Annotated in this window: 14 protein-coding genes; 9 read left to right on the top strand and 5 right to left on the bottom strand. The window is 70.8% G+C overall.

The window, feature by feature from the left end:
• Positions 1-22: 22 nt before the first annotated feature.
• Together hemQ and hemG are read right to left on the bottom strand one after the other, a co-directional pair.
• Positions 23-733, bottom strand: a complete 711-nt coding sequence (gene hemQ, locus BDW27_RS17700) for a hydrogen peroxide-dependent heme synthase (protein ID WP_049566256.1) — start codon at positions 731-733, stop codon at positions 23-25.
• On the bottom strand, positions 730-2217 hold the full coding sequence (gene hemG / locus BDW27_RS17695; RefSeq protein WP_199560689.1) for a protoporphyrinogen oxidase: 1488 nt from the start codon (positions 2215-2217) through the stop codon (positions 730-732). The genes hemQ and hemG overlap by 4 nt, the downstream gene beginning before the upstream one ends.
• Positions 2218-2348: 131 nt before the next feature.
• On the opposite strand from hemG, the gene BDW27_RS17690 reads away from it, so the two are divergent.
• Positions 2349-3404: a DUF4349 domain-containing protein gene (locus BDW27_RS17690; protein WP_110050354.1), complete on the top strand. Its 1056-nt coding sequence runs from the start codon at positions 2349-2351 to the stop codon at positions 3402-3404.
• A gap of 311 nt (positions 3405-3715) precedes the next feature.
• On the opposite strand, the gene hemE is transcribed toward BDW27_RS17690, so the two are convergent.
• Entirely contained in the window at positions 3716-4684 is a 969-nt protein-coding gene (gene hemE, locus BDW27_RS17685) for a uroporphyrinogen decarboxylase (RefSeq protein WP_233515801.1), read from the bottom strand.
• A gap of 352 nt (positions 4685-5036) precedes the next feature.
• Here hemE and BDW27_RS17680 point away from each other — a divergent pair, with 352 nt between their 5' ends.
• The 4 genes from BDW27_RS17680 (at position 5037) to BDW27_RS17665 (ending at position 8871) form a co-directional block, all read left to right on the top strand.
• Entirely contained in the window at positions 5037-5612 is a 576-nt protein-coding gene (locus tag BDW27_RS17680; protein WP_026129726.1) for a DUF3000 domain-containing protein, read from the top strand.
• A 127-nt stretch (positions 5613-5739) separates the two neighbouring features.
• Positions 5740-6987, top strand: coding sequence for a ribonuclease D (locus BDW27_RS17675; RefSeq protein WP_110050352.1), 1248 nt, complete (start codon positions 5740-5742; stop codon positions 6985-6987).
• A 209-nt stretch (positions 6988-7196) separates the two neighbouring features.
• The gene (locus BDW27_RS17670) at positions 7197-8183 is read left to right on the top strand and encodes a tetratricopeptide repeat protein (protein ID WP_110050350.1); all 987 of its coding nucleotides are present in this window, start codon (positions 7197-7199) and stop codon (positions 8181-8183) included.
• Between the two features lie 181 nt (positions 8184-8364).
• On the top strand, positions 8365-8871 hold the full coding sequence (locus BDW27_RS17665; RefSeq protein WP_110050349.1) for an FBP domain-containing protein: 507 nt from the start codon (positions 8365-8367) through the stop codon (positions 8869-8871).
• Between the two features lie 23 nt (positions 8872-8894).
• Here BDW27_RS17665 and BDW27_RS17660 read toward each other — a convergent pair whose 3' ends face one another.
• Positions 8895-10712, bottom strand: coding sequence for an ABC transporter ATP-binding protein (locus BDW27_RS17660; protein WP_110050347.1), 1818 nt, complete (start codon positions 10710-10712; stop codon positions 8895-8897).
• Positions 10713-10942: 230 nt separating this feature from the next.
• Here BDW27_RS17660 and BDW27_RS17655 point away from each other — a divergent pair, with 230 nt between their 5' ends.
• The 4 genes from BDW27_RS17655 (at position 10943) to BDW27_RS17640 (ending at position 15721) form a co-directional block, all read left to right on the top strand.
• Positions 10943-12118 (top strand): acetyl-CoA C-acyltransferase, encoded by a 1176-nt coding sequence (locus tag BDW27_RS17655; RefSeq protein WP_017544957.1) that lies wholly within the window; start codon positions 10943-10945, stop codon positions 12116-12118.
• Positions 12115-14208: a 3-hydroxyacyl-CoA dehydrogenase NAD-binding domain-containing protein gene (locus tag BDW27_RS17650; RefSeq protein ID WP_110050345.1), complete on the top strand. Its 2094-nt coding sequence runs from the start codon at positions 12115-12117 to the stop codon at positions 14206-14208. Before BDW27_RS17655 ends, BDW27_RS17650 begins: the two co-directional genes overlap by 4 nt.
• Positions 14209-14331: 123 nt before the next feature.
• Positions 14332-15204 (top strand): hypothetical protein, encoded by an 873-nt coding sequence (locus tag BDW27_RS17645; protein WP_110050343.1) that lies wholly within the window; start codon positions 14332-14334, stop codon positions 15202-15204.
• A gap of 55 nt (positions 15205-15259) precedes the next feature.
• Positions 15260-15721, top strand: a complete 462-nt coding sequence (locus BDW27_RS17640; protein WP_110050341.1) for a MarR family winged helix-turn-helix transcriptional regulator — start codon at positions 15260-15262, stop codon at positions 15719-15721.
• Here the strand turns inward: BDW27_RS17640 and BDW27_RS17635 are convergent, their stop codons facing one another.
• Entirely contained in the window at positions 15722-17908 is a 2187-nt protein-coding gene (locus BDW27_RS17635; RefSeq protein WP_110050339.1) for an MMPL family transporter, read from the bottom strand.
• Between the last annotated feature and the right edge of the window lie 33 nt (positions 17909-17941).

Raw genomic sequence — 17941 nt, 5'->3', positions numbered from 1 at the left:
GTCCTTGTCGTACGGGGGCCGGTTACGGCAGGGAGTCGACCAGCTCGGCCACGCTCTTGCGGCGCCCGGTGTAGAAGGGCAGCTCCTCGCGGGTGTGCAGGCGGGCCTTGGCGCCGCGCAGGTGGCGCATGAGGTCCACGATGCGGTACAGCTCGTCGGCCTCGAAGGCCAGCAGCCACTCGTAGTCGTTCAGACCGAACGAGGAGACCGTGTTGGCCCGCACGTCCGGGTACGGGGCGGCCATACGGCCGTGCTCGGCGAGCATGGCGCGGCGCTCGTCGTCGGGCAGCAGGTACCACTCGTAGGAGCGCACGAACGGGTACACGCAGATGTTGTCGCGCGGCTCCTCCCCGGCCATGAAGGCGGGAACGTGGCCCCGGTTGAACTCGGCGGGGCGGTGCAGGCCCATGACCGACCACACCGCGGTGCCGGCGCGGCCGATCCGGGTGCGGCGGAACTCGGAGTAGACGCCCTGGAGCTGCTCGGGGGTGTCGGCGATCCACCAGAACATGATGTCGGCGTCGGCGCGGAAGCCCTGGACGTCGTAGCTGCCGCGCGTGGTCACGCCCTGCTCGGCGGCCTTGTCGAGGAGGCCCTGGAGCTCCTCTGCGGCGGCGGCGCGGTCCACGCCCTCCAGGCCGTCGACACGGAAGACCGACCACATGGTGTAGCGGATGAGTTTGTTGAGGTCGGTGCCGTCCTGGGCGACGGCCTCGTTCTGCTGCCCCGTCACGGGTTGACTCCTTGCTGGTTCGGTCCGGCGGCGCTCTGGTCGGCGCCGCTGGTGCGGCTGTGGTCGGTGAGGGTGTCGGCCAGGCGCGCGGCCTCACGGCTCGCGTCGGCGACACAGGCGGGGATGCCCACTCCCCCGTAGGCGGCGCCGCACACACCCAGTCCCGGGTGGTGTCGCACGCCGGACCGGACGCGTTCCACCCGGTCGGCGTGGCCGACGGCGTACTGCGGCAGTCCGTCCGTCCACCGGGTCACCCGGGTCTCCACCGGGGTCCCGCGCAGACCGGTCACATGCGCGAGGTCCGAGAGAGCGGCCCGAGCCAGTTCCCCGTCGGAACGGCGCAGTGCGCCCCCGTCGCCGAACCGGCCGATGGAGCAGCGCAGGACCAGCAGGTCCTCCCCCGGGTTGACCCTATCCAGCTCCTGGGCCAGCCAGGGCCACTTGTTGCTGGAGAACGTGGCCGCCTTGATGGTCAGGCCCTCACCCGCCGGGACCAGGAAGCCGGTACCGGTGAGCGGGCGCGGGAAGGCTGCGGCGGGCAGGGCGAAGGTCACCAGCGCCATGCTCGCGTACTCGATCCGGCGCAGCTCCCGCGCGGACTCGGGTTCGGTGTCGGCGAGCAGACGGGCGGCCTCGGGAGCGGGGCAGGCGAGCAGGACGGCGTCGCAGTCGACGTGCTCCCCTCCGGTCACCCCGCCCGCGCCCGCCAGACGCACCCTCCAGCCTCCAGGGACCCGCTCCAGGGAGTGGGCCCGGGTGCCGGTCCGCAGGTCCTTCTGTCGCGACGCGAGCGCGTCCACGAGTGAGGCGACGCCGCCGCGCAGGGAGGCGAAGACCGGTCCGGACTTGGTGGGGGCGGCGCCTCGCCCGCTCAGGCTCGTGTGCACCGCGCTCATCAGGGAGCGGTCCCGGCGGGCCATCGGGGCGATCTGCGGGAGGGTGGATTCCAGGGAGAGTTCGTCGGCCCGCCCGGCGTAGACGCCTCCAAGGAGAGGTTCGACCAGCCGGTCCACCACCTGTCGGCCCATGCGCGCGCCGACGTAGGCGGCCACGGGCACGTCGGAGCGCACCGGGGTGCGGGGCCACACCAGGTCGAGGGCGGCGCGCAGGGTTCCGGCCGGGGAGAGGACCCCGCTGCGGGCCAGGGCCCGAAGGTCCCCGGGCACGCCCATGAGCTGGCCCTTGGGCAGGGAGCGGACGCGGCCGCGGCTGTAGATGGCCGCGCCACCGGACCCTGGGTGCACCACCTGGTCGTCCAGACCGAGCTCGCCGAAGAGGTCGAGGGCCTCGGGTCGGCGCGCGAGCACCGCCTCGGCACCGGCGTCGACGGACACACCGGCCACGGGCGAGGCGCGGAGCTTGCCCCCCGGGACGTCGGCGGCCTCGACCACCGTGGTGGCGACCCCCCGACCGTTCAGGCGGTGCGCGGCGGTGAGTCCGGAGACCCCGCCGCCGATCACGACGACATGCGGTGCTTCAGGCATGTCACCAGCTTCCCAGATGCCGCGGGTCACAGTGATCCGACGTCCCCGAAGACGGCCGTTGCCGTCCCGTTATGGCGCGGGGGAAACGATGCCCGCCGGGGTCGCGTCGAAGCGGCATGGACACTTCAGCGTTGACGCCGCCCCGTGCGGGCCGTGCCGCGGGACTGACCGTCGCCTCAGGCCTGGCCGTCCTCCTGCTCGCCTCCTGTGGGGCCTCCTCCGACAGCGGCGCAGCCGAACCCGCGAACCTGACCGCTCCGGAGCGGCAGGCAGACTCCGGGTCCGGGGACGAGGCCGGAGCGGAGTTCTCCGCGGAGGGCGCCTTGGAGGCGGAGGACGGAGCCGAGAGCGGCGGGGACACGGATGTAGAGGTCGCCGACCGGCGCCTGGTCCACACCGCCGACATGACCGTGCGCGTCGAGGACGTGGCGGCGGCGGCCGAACGGGCCAAGCGGCTCACCCTGGACACCGACGGCTACGTGGAGTCCGAGAGCCTCTCCACGCCCCGGGACGACCACCCCGCGGGATACCTGACCCTCCGCGTCCCGGACGAGGACTACGAGGGCGTGCTGGAGGACCTGGCCGAACTGGGCGACCGCTCCATGCTGGAGCGGTCCGTACAGGACGTCACCGAGGAGGTGGCCGACGTCGAGAGCCGGATCGAGTCCTCCGAGACCGCCCTGGAGACCCTGCGCGGCTACTTGGAGGAGGCCCGGGACGTCGACGACCTCCTGCGGGTGGAGGGCGAGATCCAGCGGCGTCAGGAGGACCTGGAGGCGCTCCAGGCCCGGCTGAAGGTGCTGGACAACCAGACCTCCTACTCCACGGTGCACCTGACCCTCCAGCCGCCGACGACCTACCTGGAGGAGCCGGTCCGGGACTCCGTCGGGTTCCTGGGCGGCCTCGAACGCGGGTGGCGCGCGCTGGTGGACCTGGGCCAGGGGCTGGCCGTGCTCGTGGGCTGGCTGCTGCCCTTCGCCGTGGTGGTCGCGGTGGTCGGGGCCTGGCCGCTGTGGGCGTGGCGCGGGCGTCGCCGGGCACGTCGGGAGCGCGACTCCGAGAAGGCCGCCGGCTTGGGAGCCGGGGCCCCGGGCGGAAACGACGACGTGTCGGCCGCCGAACCGGAGCCGGATCGGGACACGGAGACGGGTCCCGGCACGAGGGACGACGGCGGGCTCCGCAGCTGACCCGGACGAAGCCCCCGGGAACGTGCCGAGGCCCGGCTCCCCTCGCGGGGGCCGGGCCTCGGCACGTGTGTGCGCGAAGGTGCGCCCGGGGCGTGTTCTTTGGATGCTTTCGCCCGTGGCAGCGGAGCCGCCACCGAGGCGATCCGCCATCGCCCCCACCTCTGCACCTGCTGGGCAAGCTCCGCGGAGTCGCACAGCGGGGGCCCGCCCGATGGTGGCTGTCCGAGCTCCGTCGGCGCAGCCAGAGGCGCCTGGTGGAAACGCGGGGACACCGCGCCGCGGGCGTCCGTTGAGGATCCAGAAGACACGCCCTAGCTGGCGGTCTCCTCGTGCACGAAGGCGGTGAGGCGTTCGAGCATGCTCGGGTCGGTGCTGGGCAGCACGCCGTGGCCGAGGTTGAAGATGTGGCCGTCGGCGGCGCGGCCCCGCGCCAGGATGTCGCGCGTACGGTCCGCGACGACCTCCCAGGGAGCGAACAGGGTGGCCGGGTCCAGGTTGCCCTGGAGCGCCGTGCCCGGCTGGACCCGCTGGACGGCCTTGTCCAGGGGCACCCGCCAGTCCACGCCCACCACGTCGGCCCCGGCCTCGCTGAGCAGGCTCAGCAGCTCGCCGGTGCCCACGCCGAAGTGGATGCGCGGCACCTCGTACTCGCTCAGCTGACCGAAGATCCACGAGGTGTAGGGCAGCACCGAGGCACGGTAGTCCTCGGCACTGAGCGCCCCCACCCAGGAGTCGAAGAGCTGGACCGCGCTGGCGCCCGCCTCGATCTGGGTCCGCAGGAAGGCCAGGGTGATGGTCGCCAGGCGCCGCATGAGCTCGTCCCACAGCTCGGGCTCGCCGTACATCAGTGCCTTGGTGCGCTCATGGTTCTTCGACGGCCCGCCCTCGATGAGGTAGGAGGCCAGCGTGAACGGGGCACCGGCGAACCCGATGAGCGGCTTGTCGCCGAGCTCACCCAGGAGCTGGCCGACCGCCTCGGTGACGTACGGGACGTCACCGGGTTCGAGCTCGCGCAGGCGCTTGATCCCGCTGGCGTCGCGGATCGGCTCGTCGACCACCGGGCCCACGCCCGGCTTGATGTCCAGGTCGATCCCGATGGCCTTGAGCGGAACCACGATGTCGCTGAAGAAGATCGCGGCGTCCACGTCGTAGCGGCGGACCGGCTGCATCGTGATCTCGGTGATCATGTCGGGCCGCGCACACGCCTCAAGCATCGGCACGTCGGCGCGGAGCCGTCGGTACTCGGGCAGGGAGCGCCCGGCCTGGCGCATGAACCACACCGGTGTGTGGGACACCGGGAGGCGCCGGCAGGCGCGGAGGAAGGGAGATTCTTGAAGCGTCACCCTTGAATCGTGCCATGCCCGCCCCGGTGGTCTCACTCGGATCGGTGTAGTCGGTGGTCACCGTCGGGGGAACGATCCGGTCCGGGCGGGGGCGAACCGGGTCGGACGGGCTTCCGGGCGGTCCCAAGATCATCACAAAAGACCGACACGCCGGGGGAACTGCGACTCGGCGCGGGTCTGTCGTGCCACGGTCGACTCCGTGCCCACCATCACACCATCGGCGGGGCACGTCCCGACGACCCCCGCCAGGACGCGTGATCACCACCAAATGAAGGCTGACGTTTCCACCATGCCCGATGTCGGTAGCGCCGAGAACGCTCAAGAGACGTTCCGGCGAGCGGTCGAGGCCCTGCGCTCTCCCCTCATCCGCCCCGAGATCGCCGTTCGGGAGATCCCCTCGCCCCAACGGCTGGCGCCACACTCCGCCGCCGTGTCGGCCGAGGTCTCGGTCCAGGGCGAGGAGATCGCCTGGGGACGGCTGATCGTCCTGTACGACCCCGAGGGCACCCGCGACTGGCCCGGTCCCTTCCGGGTGGTCTGCCAGGCCAACTCCGAACTGGAGTCGGAGATCGCGACCGACCCCCTGCTGGGCCCGGTGGCCTGGAGCTGGCTCACCGACGCGCTGGAGGCCCACGGCGCCACCCACCACACCCTGAGCGGTACGGTCACCCGCGCCACCACCGAGGGGTTCGGGACCAAGGCCCACGAGGGTGCCACCACGGAGGTCGAGATGCGCGCCTCGTGGACCCCGGAGTCCGAGGACCTGTCCGGGCACATGAACGCCTGGCTGGCTTTGCTGGCGTCGGCGTCGGGTCTCCCGCCGCTGGACGTCACCGACATCGCACGCCAGCGATCCCGTCCCTGAGCGGCCCCCGGACGCGCCCCCGACCCCGGCGCGGAACCCGGCGGGCCGGTATCGCCCGCCGATCCCGAAACGGCCCGTATCTGCGTTCGGTGGCGACAGCGCATACCGTAGTGGTGTGGCGAACGCGTTGAACTCCAAGACAGACCCCCGCGAACCCGACGACGACGCGGAGAGGGCGCCCCTACTGCGGGAGCCGCGCGAGGGCCTGCCCGAGGTCACCTCCGACGCGGCTTCTCTCGCCGGAGTCATAGCCGCTCTGACCTCGGGTTCGGGGCCCGTCGCCGTGGACGCCGAGCGCGCCTCGGGGTACCGGTACGGGCAGCGCGCCTACCTGGTGCAGCTGCGCCGGGAGGGCTCGGGGTCGGCGCTGATCGACCCCATCGCGTGCCCGGACCTGAGCGAGCTCAACTCCGCGATGGACGGCGCCGAGGTGGTGCTGCACGCCGCGCACCAGGACCTGCCGTGCCTGACCGAGATCAACCTGCGCCCGAACCGGCTGTTCGACACCGAACTGGCCGGGCGGCTGCTGGGCTACCAGCGGGTCGGGCTCGGGTTCATGGTGGAGCGACTGCTCAACGTGCGTCTGGCCAAGGAGCACTCGGCGGTGGACTGGTCACAGCGTCCGCTGCCCGAGGACTGGCTGCGCTACGCGGCCCTGGACGTGGAGATCCTCATCGAGCTGCGCAACGCCCTGGAGACGGAGCTGGAGGAGACCGGGAAGCTGGAGTGGGCCCGCGAGGAGTTCGACTCCGTGCTGGCCGCTCCCCCCAAGGAGCCCCGCACCGATCCCTGGCGGCGCACCTCCGGTATCCACAAGGTCCGCAACCAGCGTGCCCTGGCCGCCGTGCGCGAGCTCTGGTACGAACGCGACCGCATCGCGCAGGAGCGCGACATCTCCCCGGGTCGGGTGCTGCCGGACGCGGCGATCGTCGAGGCGGCGACGGCGATGCCGCGCGCCGCGACGGACCTGACGAAGATCCGCCAGTTCGGTATCAAGCTGGCCCGCCGGTACGTGACCACGTGGATGAAGGCGGTGAACCGGGCCCGGGAGATGCCCCAGGCGGAGCTGCCGCGCCCCAACGCCCCCGGTGACGGCCCGCCCCCGGTTAACCGCTGGGCCGACCGCGCCCCCGAGGCGGCGCGCAGGCTGGAGGCGGCGCGGGCGACCGTGACGGGGATCGCGGAGGACGTCGTGATGCCCACCGAGAACCTTCTGCTGCCGGACACCGTCCGAAGGTTGGCATGGGCTCCGCCGGAGCCCGTGGACCCGGACTCCGTGGGCGAGTTCCTGCGCACGCGCGGCGCCCGGAACTGGCAGATCGGGCTCACTGCGGGTCCCCTCGCCACGGCGCTCCTGGGTGCTGAAAAAGGCTGATCAGTACCCTCTTCAGCCGCTTTGAACCCAGACGTGACTGAACTCACCCCAACACGAGGGTGGTTCACGCCTGTTCCATAGCCCGCTGTCCGATTAAGTTATAGAAACGTGCTCTGAAAACTCAGGGCCGTTTCGTCAACGGGTGTGTACCGAATCGTGGGCTCACAAGGCTCACGGCTCGTGTGATCAGGGAAATGTGGTGAGTCTGCTTGTCGTTCTGGCGTGCGCTGCTACGCGAGGCGGGGTTGACGCGTTCTGCCGAGGTCGAGTCGACCGAGGCCGCCATGCCCGCTTCTGACGATCAGTTCGAGGAATCCGCCGCCGTACCCGAGCAGGTGCCGGCCTCGGCGGGCGGGGTGGCCGGGCAGCGGCCGCTGCCCCAGCGGACGGCCGCGTCCGCGACGGTGGCCAAGGCCCCCACGGCCGGGACACGGGCGGCTTCGCTGGAGCGCACCCTCCAGTCCCTGGTGGAGCGTCTGGGCACCGAGCACCCCGACACCATCACCGCCCGGAACAACCTGGCCACCAAGTACGCCCAGATGGGTCGGCGCCAGGCCGCCGTGCAGCAGTTCGAGCTGGCTCTGGGCGAGGCCGTCGCCGTCTACGGCGAGGACCACCCCCGGACCGAGATCATCCGGGAGAACCTCGCCTGGGCGCTGGAGGACGTGGGCTGCCCCGCCGACGCCGCCGCGCAGTGGGAGATCCTGCTCGGCCAGCGGGAGAGCCAGTTCGGCCCGGCCGACGAGGACACGGTGGAGGCGCGTATGCGCCTGGCCGTGTGTTACCGACGCAGCGGCCGGGTGGACGCCGCGGTGGCCCACTACGCGCGGGCCATCGAGGACGTCGCCTCCACCGAACGACGTGAGGAGCTGCGGCTGGGCATGAGCGCGGCACAGAGCATGGCCGGCCGGTACGAGGAGGCCGTCTCGCAGCTGCGCATGGTGCTGGCCGGACGCCGCCGTCGCCTGGGCAAGGGCCACCTGGACACCCTCGCGGTGCACCACCGGCTGGGCCGCGCCTACACGCAGGCGGGCCGGGCGGACGAGGCGGTCGAGGTGCTGCGCGAGGCCTACAGGGTGGCGCTCAACTCCTCGGGCGACCCGGAGGTCAGACGGTTGACCATGAGACTTCGTCGCGACCTGGCGGGCGCCTACAACGCCGCCGGCCGCCACCGCGAGGCCAACGCGCTGCTCTGACCCGAGCGACACACCCGACGCTCACCGGGGCCGGGAACTCCATGGGGGGTTCCCGGCCCCTTCCCGTGCCCGGGTGTGCGCACCGGCCGCGGGGGAAGGAGCCTCCACGTGCGAAAACCATTCGCGTCCATCCGCCCGCGCTGACATGATCCGTCAGTCGTCAGCCCCACCGGAGAGAGCCATGCGCGAACTGAGCCACGAGGAGATCCGTTCCTCGTTCGTCAACTGCCCCAAGGGCGAGACCAAGCGGTTGAGCTTTCCCGCGACCCTGCCGGTCCTGGACTGGGAGGACACGGACTTCCTCGGTTGGACCGATCCCAAGGCACCGGGCCGGGCCTACCTGGTGGTCGACTCCGGCGAGAAACCCCTCGGGATCGCCCTGCGACTGCCGACCGGGAGCCGCAGGACCAACTTCTTCAAGTCGATGACCTGCTCGTTCTGCCTGACCGTCCACCCCGCCGGTGGGGTTCGGCTGTTCAGCGCGCCCAAACCCGGCAAGGCCGGTCGGCAGGGGGACACGGTCGGTCTGTACATGTGCGCGGACCTCGCCTGCCCGCTCTACGTGCGCGGCAAGCGGGAGTCCGCGCTGATCCAGCCAGCGGAGAGCATCACCCGTGAGGAGCGCATCCAGCGCCTGCGCCTCAACGTGGACCGCTTCGCCTCCTCCTTCCTCACCCTCGGCGGCTGAGACCTCCGGGACGGGCTCCGTGATCAGGTGAGTTCACGGGTGGGCGCCAACGGGGAGGGTGCGTCGGCAGGGGCCGCGTACTCCTCCGGTTCCGGGGCGATGAGCTGCCCCGCGGCCAGGTCCCGGTAGAGGGCGTCGCGTTCGACCAGTTCGGCGTGGGTGCCCACCGCGCGGACCCGCCCCGTCTCCAGGACCACGATCCGCTCCGCGCTGGTGACCGTCGACAAGCGGTGCGCGACGACGATCACGTTGGTGTCGCGTGCCGCCGCCAGCATCACCGCCTTGAGGGCGCCCTCGTTGGCGGAGTCCAGCTGGGACGTGGCCTCGTCCATGAGGAGCAGTCGGGGGCGGCGCAGCAGGGCACGGGCGATCGCCACGCGCTGGCGCTCGCCGCCGGAGATGGTGACGCCCCGGTGGCCGATCGGGCTCTCCAGTCCGTCGGGCAGGCGTTCGACCAGGTCCGTGAGGCGGGCGGTGCGGATCACCTTCCTGAGTTGCTCCTCGGTGGCGTGCGGGGCGGCCATGGTGAGGTTGGAGCGCAGGGTTCCGTCCAGGACCGGCGCGTCCTGTTCGACGTAGCCGATCTGCGAGCGCAGAGCCTCCAGGGGCCAGTCGCGGACGTCGGTGCCGTCCAGGCGCACACTGCCGGAGGTGGCGTCGTAGAAGCGCTCGATCAGGGAGAAGACGGTGGTCTTGCCCGAACCCGAGGGGCCGACCAGGGCGGTCAAACCCGGTCCGGAGGCCTCGAAGCTCACACCGTGGTGCACCAGGGGCAGCTCGGGGTGGTAGCGGAAGGTGACGTCGGTGAGGGAGATCTCGGCGGGGCGTGCGGCGGCGGGTTCGGTGCTGGCGGGCCCTGAGGCCTCCTGGTCGAGGTCGGCGACCTCGTCGATGCGGCGAACGGCGGCCAGTCCGGTCTGGAGCTCGGTGGCCGACTGCACCAGGGAGCTGATGGGTTCCATGAGGTAGAAGAGCAGCAGCAGGAAGGCGATGAGGGTGGACACGCTCATGTTCCCCGCCGCCACCATGCCGCCGCCCACGCCCAGCACCACGAGGAAGCTGGTGTTGACCGCGAGCATGGACAGCGTTCCGGCCAGCGCGGTCCACCCGGCCACGGAGACTCCCCTGCGCCAGGACTCCACGGCGGCCTCGTCGAGGTCGGCGATCTCGGCGCGTTCGGCGGAGGAGGCCTTGACGGTGCGGAAGGCACCGAAGATCCGTTCCAGGAGCGATCCCATCACTCCGAGCGAGGCCTGGGCGGCCTGGGTGGCGCGGCCGATCCTGGGCAGGACGACCCCCATGAGGAGGCCGACCACCAGGATCATGCCCAGGGTGATCAGGAGCAGCGTCGGGCTGAGCACCCCCATGACGACGATGCCGCCCACCAACAGGACCGAGCTGGTGAAGAGGTTGGTGATACCGCTGGTGGCGACCGAGCGGAGCAGGGTGGTGTCGGCGGTCAGCCGCGACACCAGGTCGCCCGGTTTGAGCCGGTCGAGTTCGCCCACGCGCAGCCGGACGAGGCGGCCCACGAGGGTGCGGCGCACACCGAGCACGACGCTCTGGCCGGTGCGTTCGAGGACGAAGGAGCCCAGGGCGCTGATGACGGCTCCGGTGAGCACCACGCCGAGCAGGACGAGGATCGGTCCGGAGATGGGTGTGCCGCCGCCCAGAGCGTCGATCACGTACTTGGCCATGAGCGGCTGGACCAGGCCGGTGATGCCGCCGAGGAAGGTGAGGACACCGCCGACCAGGAGCATCCGCCAGTGCGGCCGGGCGTACTCCCACAGTCGCCGCAGGGGTGCCCTGGGCGCCCGTCTGAGCAGTTCCTGGTGTTCCATGTCAGGTCGTGGCATCGTCGTCCCCGTGTCGTCCCCGTCAGGTGTCCACTCAAGGGAACCGCCATGGCGGGTGCGCCCACAAGCGCCGAAGGTAGGGCGATCGTCCTACTTCGGAAGTGACCGGCCCCGCCGCTCGCACTATTTGTTACCGGCGAGTAGCATGGACTCATACAGTCCACCCAACGCTTGGAGAAGGAGGGGCCATCGTGTCGCGAACTGCCCGCGATGTCGTGTTTGTCGATGGGGTCCGCACCCCGTTCGGCAAGTCAGGCAAGGGCCTCTACGCCGAGACGCGCGCCGACGACCTGATCGTCCGCGTCATCCGCGAACTGATGCGCCGTAACCCGGGTCTGCCCCCGGAGCGCGTCGACGAGGTCGCCATCGCCGCCACCACCCAGATCGGCGACCAGGGCCTGACCCTCGGGCGCACCGCCGCGATCCTCGCCGGGCTGCCGCGCAGCGTCCCCGGTTACTCCATCGACCGCATGTGCGCCGGCGCCCTCACCGCCGCGACCACCGCGGGCGCGGGCATCTCCTTCGGTGCCTACGACGTCGTGATCGCCGGTGGCGTCGAGCACATGGGCCGCCACCCCATGGGCGAGGGCGTCGACCCCAACCCCCGCATCATCTCCGAGAAGCTGGTCGACCCGTCCGCGCTGGTCATGGGCAACACCGCCGAGAACCTGCACGACCGGTTCCCGACCATCACCAAGGAGCGTGCCGACGCCTACGCGGTGCGCAGCCAGGAGAAGGTCGCCAAGGCCTACGCCGACGGCAAGATCCAGCCCGACCTGGTCGAGACCCTGGTCCGCTCGGCGGAGAAGGGCTTCGGGCTGGCCACCCAGGACGAGCCGCCGCGTCCCGGCACCACCATGGAGTCGCTCGCGAGCCTCAAGACCCCGTTCCGCGCGCACGGCAACGTGACGCCCGGCAACGCCGCCGGTCTCAACGACGGCGCCACCGGCACGCTGCTCATGGCGGAGGAGGTCGCCGAGGAGCTGGGGCTGGACGCCAGGATGCGTCTGGTCGACTTCTCCTTCACGGGCGTCGAGCCCGAGGTCATGGGTGTCGGACCGGTCCCCGCCACCGAGAAGCTGTTCGCCCGCCAGGGCCTCACGATCGACGACATCGGCCTGATCGAGATCAACGAGGCCTTCGCCGTGCAGGTGCTCGCCTTCCTCGAGCACTTCGGTATCGCCGACGACGACGCCCGCGTCAACCCCTGGGGCGGCGCCATCGCCGTCGGCCACCCGCTGGCCTCCTCCGGCGGCCGTCTGATGATGCAGCTCGCGCGCCAGTTCGCCGAGCGCCCCGACGTCCGCTACGGCATCACCACCATGTGCGTGGGCCTGGGCATGGGCGGGACCATCCTGTGGGAGAACACCAACTACGAGGGGGGCAAGTGAGCACCGCCATCGAAGAAGCCCGCGAGCTTTTCAAGGACGAGGTCGTCACCAACGCGATCTCCCGCGATGTCGAGCTCCCCTACGGCGCGGGCACCGCTGTCCTGATCACCCTGGACAACGGGCACGACCACACCAAGCCGAACACCTTCGGCCCCGGCGGTCTGCTGAGCCTGGACGCCGCGATCGAGGCCGCCAAGGCGCGCACCGACATCGTGGCCGTCGCCGTCACCGGCAAGCCGTTCATCTTCGCGGTCGGCGCCGACCTCACCGGTGTCCCCGCGCTCCAGAACCGCGAGCAGGCCGAGGCCATCGGCAAGCTGGGGCACGACGTGTTCCGCAAGCTCGGCGAGCTGGACGTACCCACCTTCGCCCTGGTCAACGGGGCTGCCATGGGCGGCGGCGTCGAGGTGGCGCTGCACTGTTCGTACCGCACCGTGTCCTCCGGCGTCCCGGCCTTCGCGCTCCCCGAGGCCTTCCTCGGCCTGGTCCCCGGCTGGGGCGGCACCTACCTGCTGCCCAACCTGATCGGTGCCGAGAAGGCCCTGAAGCTGATCGTCGACAACCCGCTCGCCCAGAACAAGATGATCAAGGGCAAGCAGGTCTTCGAAATGGGGATCGCCGACGCGATCTTCGAGCCGGCCGACTTCGTCGAGGAGTCCCTGCGCTGGGCCGCGCGGGTCGTCAAGGGCGACGTCACCGTCGAGCGCCCCGAGGTCGACAAGGGCGAGGCCTGGGACAACGCTGTCAACATGGCCCGTTTCGTGGTCGAGGGCAAGCTGCACGGCGCCGCCCCGGCCCCGGCCCGCGCCGTCGAGCTTGTCGCCGCCGCCAAGACCGCCACCCGGGACGAGGGCTTCGACGCCGAGGACCAGGCGCTCGCCGACCTCATCATGAGCGACGAGCTCAAGGCCGGGCTGTACGCCTTCGACCTCGTGCAGAAGCGCGCCAAGCGTCCCGCCGGGGCGCCGGACAAGTCGCTGGCCCGCAAGGTCACCAAGGTGGGCGTCGTCGGCGCCGGTCTGATGGCCGGTCAGCTGGCCCTGCTGTTCGCGCGCCGCCTGGACGTGCCGGTCGTCATGACCGACCTGGACCAGGACCGCCTGAACAAGGGCGTGGACTACGTCCACGGCGAGGTCGACAAGCTCCTCAAGAAGGGGCGCGTCAACCAGGACAAGGCCAACCACCTGAAGGCCCTGGTCTCCGGTTCGCTCACCAAGGACGCCTTCTCGGACGCCGACTTCGTCATCGAGGCCGTCTTCGAGAAGATGGAGGTCAAGCAGCAGGTGTTCGCCGAGGTGGAGGCCGTGGTCTCCCCCGAGGCGATCCTCGCGACCAACACCTCCTCGCTGTCCATCACCGAGATGGCGTCGAAGCTCCAGCACCCCGAGCGGGTCGTGGGCTTCCACTTCTTCAACCCCGTCGCCGTCCTGCCGCTGCTGGAGATCGTGCGCGGCGACCGGACCGACGACGCCTCGCTGGCCACGGCGTTCGCCACGGCCAAGAAGCTGAAGAAGACCTCGGTCCTGTGCAAGGACGCCCCGGCGTTCGTCGTCAACCGCCTGCTCACCCTGTTCATGGGTGAGGTCCTGGCCGCGGTGGGCGAGGGCACCGAGCCCGAGGTGGCCGACCGCGCGGTCGCGCCGCTGGGTCTGCCGATGTCGCCGCTCATGCTGCTCCAGCTGGTCGGCCCGGCGGTCGGTCTGCACGTCGCCGAGACCCTGCACGGCGCTTTCCCGGAGCGCTTCGCGGTCTCGCCGCAGCTGGACGCCGTGGTCAAGGCGGGGAAGACGGCGATCTTCGCCCCGGACCTCACCATCGACCCCGAGGTGAAGGAGCTCCTCAAGGGCGGGGACTCCCCGTCCGAGGAGAAGGAGATCCTGGACCGGGCCCTGCGTGCCATGGCCAAGGAGATCCGGATCATGCTGGACGAGGGTGTCGTGGCCGAGGCCGCCGACATCGACCTGTGCCTGATCACGGGCGCCGGCTGGCCCTTCCACACCGGCGGCATCACCCCGTACCTGGACAAGGTCGGCGTGTCCACCGAGGTGAACGGCAAGCCGTTCCACGAGGGCGCACCGAAGGCCTTCTAGGCTCCCCGGTCCCCAAGGGCCCGGTCCCCCACCAGGGGGCCGGGCCCTTTCTCTTCCGGGTACTCGTCCACAGATTTCGACTACAAGCACACCCGACCTGTGACTCTCTGTAACGTGTTGTCCGTGGCCATATCCCCTGAACACCAGATCTACTCGGAGCTGTTCGCCGATGCCCCCGACATGGCTGTGGGCTTCCTGCGCGACCTCGGAGTGGAAGTACCGGTCTACGACCGAAGCGAGCTGACCTCCTGCGATCTCGGGCACGTCGATCCGGTCGAACGCCGGTCCGACGTCGCGATCCTGCTGCGCGGGAAGGTCGGCGATGACCCTTTCGGAACGTTGATGGGCATCGTCGTGGAGGTGCAGAGAGACGAGAAGGAACGCAAGCGCTTCACCTGGCCCGAGTACGTCGCAGCTCTGCGGTCCAAGAACGAGTGCCCGGTGGCGCTGTTGGTCATCTGCCCACGGCAACACGTGGCCGACTGGTACAGCCGGCCGATCTCCCTTGGACACCCGGGGTTCGTTCTCAACCCGATCGTGCTGGGCCCCGAACGTATCCCGGTCATCACCGACCCAGGTGAGGTCGGTCGGTTCCCGACTCTGGGGGTGCTATCCGCAGCCGCCCACGGACCGGCCGACCCGGAAGTGATCAGGGCACTACACAGCGGGCTGGACTCCATCGACCAGGAAACGGCGACGAAGTACATTGGATACGCGCTGCACCTGCTCACCGACAGCAACGGCCAGCGGGCCTTGGAGGAGCTCATGATGACGGACACCTACGAGTACACGAGTGCCTGGACCGAGAGCCTCAGGGCCGAGGGAAGGGCCGAAGCAAAGAGCGAGTCCGTCCTGCGAGTGCTCGAGGCCCGGGGGATGTCCCCCGACGCTGCGGCGAGGGAACGGATCGGGGCCTGCCGTGACCTCGAACGACTCGACGTCTGGTTCGACCGGGCCCTGAGCGTCGACTCGGTCGACGGGGTCTTCCGGGACTGAGGCGGATTCGGCCGACCGCCCGGGACGAGCGGTCGGCCGAAAGTAGAATGCGGCCATGAACGAGGCGAGTGCGTGGGTCTCCCCCCTGTGGCAGCTGACCGGGTTCCGACTGATCAAGCTCGGCGAGCTCCTCCAGGCGACCACCGCGTCGGCCTTCGAGGAGCTGGAGGTCAGCCCCCGCCAGTTCCATGTGCTCGCCGCGACGGCGTCCATGGCCGACCCCTCGCAGCAGGAGCTGAGCCGAGCCCTGGGCATCGACCCCAACGTGATGGTCGGGGTCGTCGACGATCTGGAACGGCAGGGGCTGGCCGAACGCGTGCGCAACCCCCGGGACCGCAGGCGCTACATCGTGACCCCCACCGCGCGGGCCCTGGAGGTACTGGAGCGGGCCCGCGCGGAGGCCGAACGGTTGGAGCGGGCGTTCTTCGCCGAACTGAACGAGGACGAGCGAGCCGCCCTGCACGAACTCTCCGGCCGCCTCGTGGCGGCGCACCCCCGGGTCACCAAGACCGAGTAGTCAGTGGCTCAGGCCCAGCCTGGCGTGCACGCGGCGCAGGGGCGCGGGAGCCCACCAGTTGGCGCGACCGGCCAGGCGCATGGTCACCGGGACCAGCACGCCCCGGATCAGGGTGGCGTCGACCACGATCACCGCGGCCATCCCCACCGCGAGCATGATCAGGTAGAGGACGCTGGAGGTCGCGTAGACCGCGAAGGAGGCGGCCAACACCACGGCCGCGGCGGTCACCAGGGGGCCGCTGCGCTGGAGTCCGGCCGCCACAGCGGACGTCGTGTCGCCGGTCAGGTCGTACTCCTCCTTGATCCTGGCCAGCATGAACACCTCGTAGTCCATGGACAGCCCGAAGGCCACGCAGAACATCAGGATCGGGAAGGTCACCTCCAGGGTTCCGTCGGCGGTGAACCCGAGGACCCCGGACAGGTTGCCCTCCTGGAACACCCAGACGATGACACCGAACATCACCGCGAGGCTGAGCACGTTGAGCAGGATCGCCTTGAGCGGCAGCAGAAGGCTCCCTGTCATCAGGAACAGCAGTACGAAGGTGACCGCCAGGATCATCCCCACCACGAGGGGCACCCGTTCCAGGAGGGCGTCGCCGAAGTCGGTGAGGTCGGCCGGATAGCCGCCGATCGCGGTGTCGGCCGGGGCGGGCACGTCACGGAGGAGGTCGATGAATCCGGAGGCGTCCTCCAGCGCCGTTGTGGTGGGCACCACCGAGAACCACGTCGCCCCCTCCGAGCCGAAGCGATCCGTGGCGTCCCCGGGTGTGATCGTGAGCCGCCCGTCCTGGTAGGTACCGGTGCGGGCGTCGACCTGGGCCACCCCGGACACTCGGGACAGGGCGGCGGCGTAGGCGTCGACCTCCTCCGTCGCGGTGTCCGTGGAGTCGACCAGGACGTGCACGGCGTCCATCTCCTCCTGGGAGAAGCCCGCCTCGATCTGCTCCTGGACGTCGCGGCTGGAGTGGCCCTCGGGCAGGACGCGCGCGTCGGGCAGGCCGAAGTTGATACCGAGCGCGGGAAGTGCCAGCAGCAGCACCAGGCCGAGGGCGGGCACACCGTAGAGCAGGGGGCGGCGCGTCATCCGCAGTGCGGTGGCGTGCCACCAACCCCGGTCGGCGCGCGGCTCACTGCGGGGCCGGACCCGGTGCCCCACCCTCGCGAGCGCGGCGGGCAGGACCACGAGGGCGGCGACGACGGAAGTCAGGACCACGCCCACTCCGGCGTAGGCGAACGACTGGAGGAACGGGAAGGGGAAGAGCATCAGGCAGGACAGCGCGATCGCCACGGTGAGGCCGCTGAACACCACGGTGCGCCCGGCGCGCGCCACGGCCAGCTCGACGGCTTCGGCGACCCCGTGTCCCCGGGCGAGCTCCTCTCGGAACCGGGTGATCACGAACAGGCCGTAGTCGACTCCGAGCCCGATCCCCATGACCAGGGTGAGGTTGGCGGCGAAGGTCGACACCTCGGTGAGCGCGGCCACCCCGCGCAGCAGGGCGAGAGTGGTGACCACCGAGTACACCCCCATGGCCAGGGTGAGCGCGGCCACGGAGACCCTGCGGTAGAGCAGCAGGAGCAGGGCGAGGACCAGCGGCAGGATGATGATCTCTGCGCGCACGAAGTCGCTCTGGGCCTGGGCCGCGGCCTGGCGGAAGATCTCGTCCCCTCCCCCGACCTCCACGCGGATCACGTCGTCGGTGCGTGTGAAGTCGGGTGAGATGTCGGCGAGCGCGGTGCGGGCCTCGGTGACCGTTCCCGACATGCGTACAGTGACCAGCGCCTGGGTGGCGTCGTCGGAACGCATCGCGGGTGAACCGTCGCGCGACCAGTAGGAGGCGGTCTCCACGACACCGTCACGGGCGGCCAGTTCCCGTTCGAGTCCGGTGGCGGCCTCCACGACCTCCGGTGAGTCGACGGTGCCCCGTTGGGCGGTGACCAGCAGCAGGAAGTGGTGCTTGCCGGTGCCGAACCCCTCCTCCAGGGCCTGTTCGACCTGGTGGGACTCGGAGCCGGGGCTCTCGAAGCGGCTGAGTTGGAGGCGGTCGAGGACTCCCGCGGCCAGGACGAGAGCGGTGAGTGCGACGGCGGTGGCCAGCAGCAGGACGCGGCCGGAGTGACGGGCGACCGTGCGGCCGAGCCTGGCCAGCGGCGTGGGTCGGGCGGGGGTGGTGACGGGTGGGGCGGCCATGACTTCTCCTGGAGAGTGCGTGTGGCGCCGGGT

It is taken from the genome of Nocardiopsis sp. L17-MgMaSL7 (genome assembly GCF_003182025.1).
GTDB classification, from domain to species: Bacteria; Actinomycetota; Actinomycetes; order Streptosporangiales; family Streptosporangiaceae; genus Nocardiopsis; species Nocardiopsis prasina.
The sequence above is the reverse complement of the archived record's forward strand: the minus strand, read 5'-3'. Positions and strand labels throughout refer to the sequence as shown.